At 67.2% G+C, this 4,731-nt stretch carries 3 protein-coding genes, 1 pseudogene and 1 riboswitch; of the genes and pseudogenes, 3 read left to right on the forward strand and 1 reads right to left on the reverse strand.

From position 1 onward, the window contains the following. Together AB4Y84_RS13555 and AB4Y84_RS13560 are read left to right on the forward strand one after the other, a co-directional pair. Positions 1 to 662, forward strand: a 662-nt coding sequence (locus AB4Y84_RS13555; protein WP_442250277.1) for an amino acid permease, incomplete at its 5' end; no start/stop codon positions are given. 103 nt (positions 663 to 765) lie between these two features. Further along, positions 766 to 1,176 (forward strand): VOC family protein, encoded by a 411-nt coding sequence (locus tag AB4Y84_RS13560; protein WP_442250278.1) that lies wholly within the window; start codon positions 766 to 768, stop codon positions 1,174 to 1,176. A gap of 88 nt (positions 1,177 to 1,264) precedes the next feature. On the opposite strand, the gene gcvP is transcribed toward AB4Y84_RS13560, so the two are convergent. After that, a complete protein-coding gene (gene gcvP / locus AB4Y84_RS13565; RefSeq protein WP_442250279.1) occupies positions 1,265 to 4,132 on the reverse strand; it encodes an aminomethyl-transferring glycine dehydrogenase in 2,868 nt (955 codons plus the stop codon). Between the two features lie 61 nt (positions 4,133 to 4,193). Continuing rightward, a riboswitch (glycine riboswitch) is annotated at positions 4,194 to 4,296 on the reverse strand. Between the two features lie 299 nt (positions 4,297 to 4,595). On the opposite strand from gcvP, the pseudogene AB4Y84_RS13570 reads away from it, so the two are divergent. Next, a pseudogene (locus tag AB4Y84_RS13570) lies at positions 4,596 to 4,731 on the forward strand (Bcr/CflA family drug resistance efflux transporter); the annotation flags it as partial.

A 4,731-nucleotide genomic window follows, 5' to 3' on the forward strand; every position in this document is an offset into this window, starting at 1 on the left:
GCATCGCCCGTGCCATCCGCACCGTGGCCTGGCGCATCCTGGTGTTCTACATCGGTTCGCTGAGCGTGATCATCGCCGTGGTGCCGTGGACCAGCGAGGCGCTGAAGTCGCCGTTCGCTGCGGTGCTGGATATCGCCCGCATCCCGGGCGCAGGTACGGCCATCACCCTGATCGCCGTGATCGCGCTGCTGTCGGCGCTCAATGCCAACCTCTACGGCGCCTCGCGCATGATGTATTCGCTGGCGCAGCGTCGTGAAGCGCCGGCCGTGCTCGGCTGGACCGACCCGCGCCAGGTGCCGGTGATCGCCGTGCTGGCCAGCGTGCTGTTCGGCTTTGCCGCCACGGTGATGGAGCTGCTGTTCCCGGACCGGGTACTGCCGGTGCTGCTGAACATCGTCGGTTCCACCTGCCTGCTGGTGTGGACGCTGTCGCTGGTCTCGCAGCTGGTGCTGCGCCGCCGCGCCGACCGCCTCGGCACCCGCCTGCCGTTCCGCATGGCCGGTTTCCCATGGCTGACCGTCTGTGCGCTGGGCATCCTGGCACTGATCTTCGGCCTGCTGCTGAGCGAGTCGCATACGCGCCTGCAGTTCCTGTCGATGGTGGCGCTGACGGCGACCATCGCGGCCAGCAGCGCCATCGCCCGGCGCATGCGCGAGGCCTGATCGGCGTTGCCGGCCAGAGGCCGGCACTACCACGGGGGCTGCACATCCGCCGTGCCATCCTGATCGGGTGGGCCATCACCGGCCCGACGAACGGGAGCACCGCATGCTGCGCAGCCGTCCCTTCCTGATGTTCACCGGCCAGGCCGAAGCGGCGCTGGCCCTGTACGCCGAAGCCTTCGCCGAATTCCGCCTGCTGGCCCTGCAGCGCCACCCGGACGGGGCGGGCGCGGGCGTGCCCGGGCAGGTCCGCCAGGCCATTTTCCTGCTCGGCGGCACCCACTACCTGTGCTTTGACAGCCTGGATGTGCACGACTTCACGTTCACGCCCTCGATTTCGCTGTTCGTCGAGTGTTCCGGCGCCGAATCATTCGAGCGTGCCGCGCGCGTGCTGGGTGACGGCGGGCACTGGCTGATGCCGGTGGGCGATCAGGATTTCAGCAGCCGCTACGGCTGGGTGCAGGACCGCTTCGGCRTGTCGTGGCAGTTGAGCCTGGGGCAGATGCCCGACCCATGACGGCAAAGCATCCACGCATGGCGTGGATCTACTGGAAACGAGAACGGCCCGCTTGCGCGGGCCGTTCTCTTACCGATGCCGCGATGGCTTACGCCTCGACTTCATCATCCTTGTAGGCATCGACCGGGATGCAGGCACACATCACGTTCTTGTCGCCGTACACGTTGTCGACGCGGGCTACCGGCGGCCAGTACTTCTGCAGCTTCAGGCTCGGCAGCGGGAAGGCGGCCAGCTCGCGCGGGTAGGCGTGGGTCCACTCGCTGGCGGTCACGGCCGTGGCCGTGTGCGGGGCGTTCTTCAGCGGGTTGTCCTCGCGGTCCAGGCGGCCGTCTTCGATCGCGGTGATCTCTTCGCGGATCTGGATCATCGCGTCGATGAAGCGGTCCAGCTCGTGCAGCGATTCGCTTTCGGTCGGTTCGACCATCAGCGTGCCGGCCACCGGGAAGCTCAGGGTGGGGGCATGGAAGCCGAAGTCGATCAGGCGCTTGGCCACGTCTTCGGCACCGATGCCGCTGGTCTTCTCCAGCGGACGCACGTCCAGGATGCACTCGTGCGCGACCAGGCCGTTGCGACCGGTGTACAGGGTCTTGAAGTGCGGGGCCAGGCGCTTGGCGATGTAGTTGGCGTTGAGCTGGGCAACCTGGGTGGCCTTGCGCAGGCCTTCGGTGCCCATCATCGCGATGTACATCCAGCTGATCGGCAGGATCGAGGCGCTGCCGAAGCTGGCGGCGCTGACCATGCYGACCGGACCGTTGTCACCCAGCTTGCCCGGCAGGAACGGGGCAAGGTGCGACTTGACCGCACACGGGCCAACGCCCGGGCCGCCGCCGCCGTGCGGGATGCAGAAGGTCTTGTGCAGGTTCAGGTGCGAAACGTCCGAACCCCACTTGCCCGGCTTGGCCACGCCGACCAGGGCGTTCATGTTGGCACCGTCGGTGTACACCTGGCCRCCATGCTTGTGGATGATCTCGCAGATCTCCACCACCTCTTCCTCGAACACGCCGTGCGTGGACGGGTAGGTCATCATGATCGCGGCCAGGCGGTCGCTGTACTTCTCGGCGTTGAGGCGGATGTCTTCGACGTCGACGTTGCCGTTGGCATCGGTCTTGGTGACCACGACCTTCATGCCGCACATCTGCGCCGAGGCCGGGTTGGTGCCATGCGCCGAATCCGGGATCAGGCAGATGTCACGGTGATCTTCGCCACGCGAGCGGTGGTAGGCGCGGATCGCCAGCAGGCCGGCGTACTCGCCCTGCGCACCGGAGTTCGGCTGCAGGCTGACGGCGTCGTAGCCGGTGCACTCGACCAGCATCGCTTCCAGCGAATCGATCAGTTCCTTGTAGCCCAGCGCCTGCTCGGTCGGCACCAGCGGGTGGATCTGCGAGAACTCCGGCCAGGTCACCGGGATCATTTCGGCGGTGGCGTTGAGCTTCATGGTGCACGAGCCCAGCGGGATCATCGTGCGGTCCATCGCCAGGTCCTTGTCGGCCAGCGAACGCAGGTAGCGCAGCAGTTCGTGCTCGCTGTGGTGGGTGTTGAACACCGGGTGGGTCAGGAACGCGGACTGGCGCAGCAGGCCGGCCGGCAGCGCATCGGCGGTGCTGGCATCGAGCGCGTCCACATCAACGGTTGCACCGAACAGCGCGCCTACGGCGACGATGTCGGCGCGGGTGGCGGTCTCGTCCAGGCTGATGCCGACCGAACTGCTGTCGATCGCACGCAGGTTGTAGCCGGCGGCACGGGCCTTGGCATGGATCGCGTCGGCGTCGACGCCGGTGACGTGCAGCGTGTCGAAGAAGTCGGCACCGACCTGCACACCGGCAGTGCGCAGCGCGCTGGCCAGGATGGCGGCCAGGCGATGGGTGCGGCGGGCGATGCGGGTCAGGCCTTCCGGACCGTGGTAGACGGCATACATCGAGGCCATCACCGCCAGCAGCACCTGTGCGGTGCAGATGTTGGAGGTGGCCTTCTCGCGGCGGATGTGCTGTTCGCGGGTCTGCAGGGTCAGGCGGTAGGCCGGGTTGCCCTGTGCGTCGATCGAGACGCCGATCAGGCGGCCCGGCATCGAACGCTTGTAGGCATCACGGCAGGCCATGAACGCAGCATGCGGGCCACCGAAGCCGAACGGCACGCCGAAACGCTGGCTGTTGCCGACCACGATGTCCGCACCCCATTCGCCCGGGGCGGCCAGCAGGGTCAGTGCCAGCAGGTCGGTGGCCACGGCCACCAGGCCGCCGCGCGCGTGCACGGCATCGACCAGCGCCTTGTAGTCGCCCACCTGGCCGAAGGTGTCCGGGTACTGCAGCAGCAGGCCGAAGGCTTCCGCTTCCAGCGCTTCGGCCGGGGTGCCCACGCGCAGCACGATGCCCATGGGCTCGGCGCGGGTGCGCAGCAGTTCCAGCGTCTGCGGGTGCACGGCGTCGTGCACGAAGAAGGTGTCCGACTTCGACTTGGCCGAGCGCTTGGCCAGGGTCATCGCTTCAGCGGCGGCCGTGGCTTCGTCCAGCAGCGAGGCGTTGGCGATTTCCATGCCGGTCAGGTCGGCGCACAGGGTCTGGAAGTTGATCAGCGCTTCCATGCGGCCCTGCGAGATTTCCGCCTGGTACGGGGTGTAGGCGGTGTACCAGGCCGGGTTTTCCAGGATGTTGCGCAGGATCACGTTCGGCGTGTGGGTACCGTAGTAGCCCTGGCCGATGAAGCTGCGCAGCACGGTGTTCTTGTCGGCGATCGCGCGGATCTTCGCCAGCGCCTGCACTTCGGTGATCGACTCCGGCAGCGCCAGCGGTGCCGGCGACTTGATCTTGGCCGGCACGATGGCATCGGTCATCGCATCCAGCGAGGCGTGGCCGATGACGCCGAGCATCTGCGCGATCTCGGCATCGTTAGGGCCGATGTGGCGCTCGACGAACGCCGAATGGTGCTCGAGCTCACGCAGGGAAGGGGTGTTCTGGGACATGGCGAAGGATCCGTCAGGAAAGGGCACACGCACGGGCACAAGCCGCCGGTCGGCGGTCTGCGGGCGCCCCTCTGTCCTTTTGCCTGAGAGTTTAAAAGCGCGGAAAACCGCAGCTTCGTGCCCCTTCGGCGCCGGATCGAACCGGTCTCTCCAGAGTTCTGTTACGGGTGGTATCGGGCCTGAGCGATTACGGGCGTTGCGCCTTCGGCAGCGGTGACCTGCTTCTCCCACCGTGTTGCCCGCCGATTATAGCTCGTTGCCGGCGCCTGACGGTGGCCCGGGATGGCCTCACGGGGCTGAATGGCCGATGGCCCGGGCGTGCGTTCTGTGCATCCGTGCATGGCATCGCGCGCATTCCCCACCTATGATGGTGGGATTCTCGTATTCATCTGGCGCCGTCCCTGCTGCAGGGGATCGGCGCCCGCCGTGCGTGTCATGCATGGCCCTGCCGGACGCTTGCCCGATGACCGCCGCCGTTGCTCCTTCCACCCGCCGCATGGCCCTGTTGCTCGCTGGCCTGGCCATGTTCGGTCCGTTCTCGATCGACACCATCTTTCCCGCGTTTCCGCAGCTGGCCCAGCGCCTGGCGGTGGACGAGG

This window comes from Stenotrophomonas sp. 2YAF22 (assembly GCF_052114665.1).
GTDB classification, from domain to species: Bacteria; Pseudomonadota; Gammaproteobacteria; order Xanthomonadales; family Xanthomonadaceae; genus Stenotrophomonas; species Stenotrophomonas indicatrix.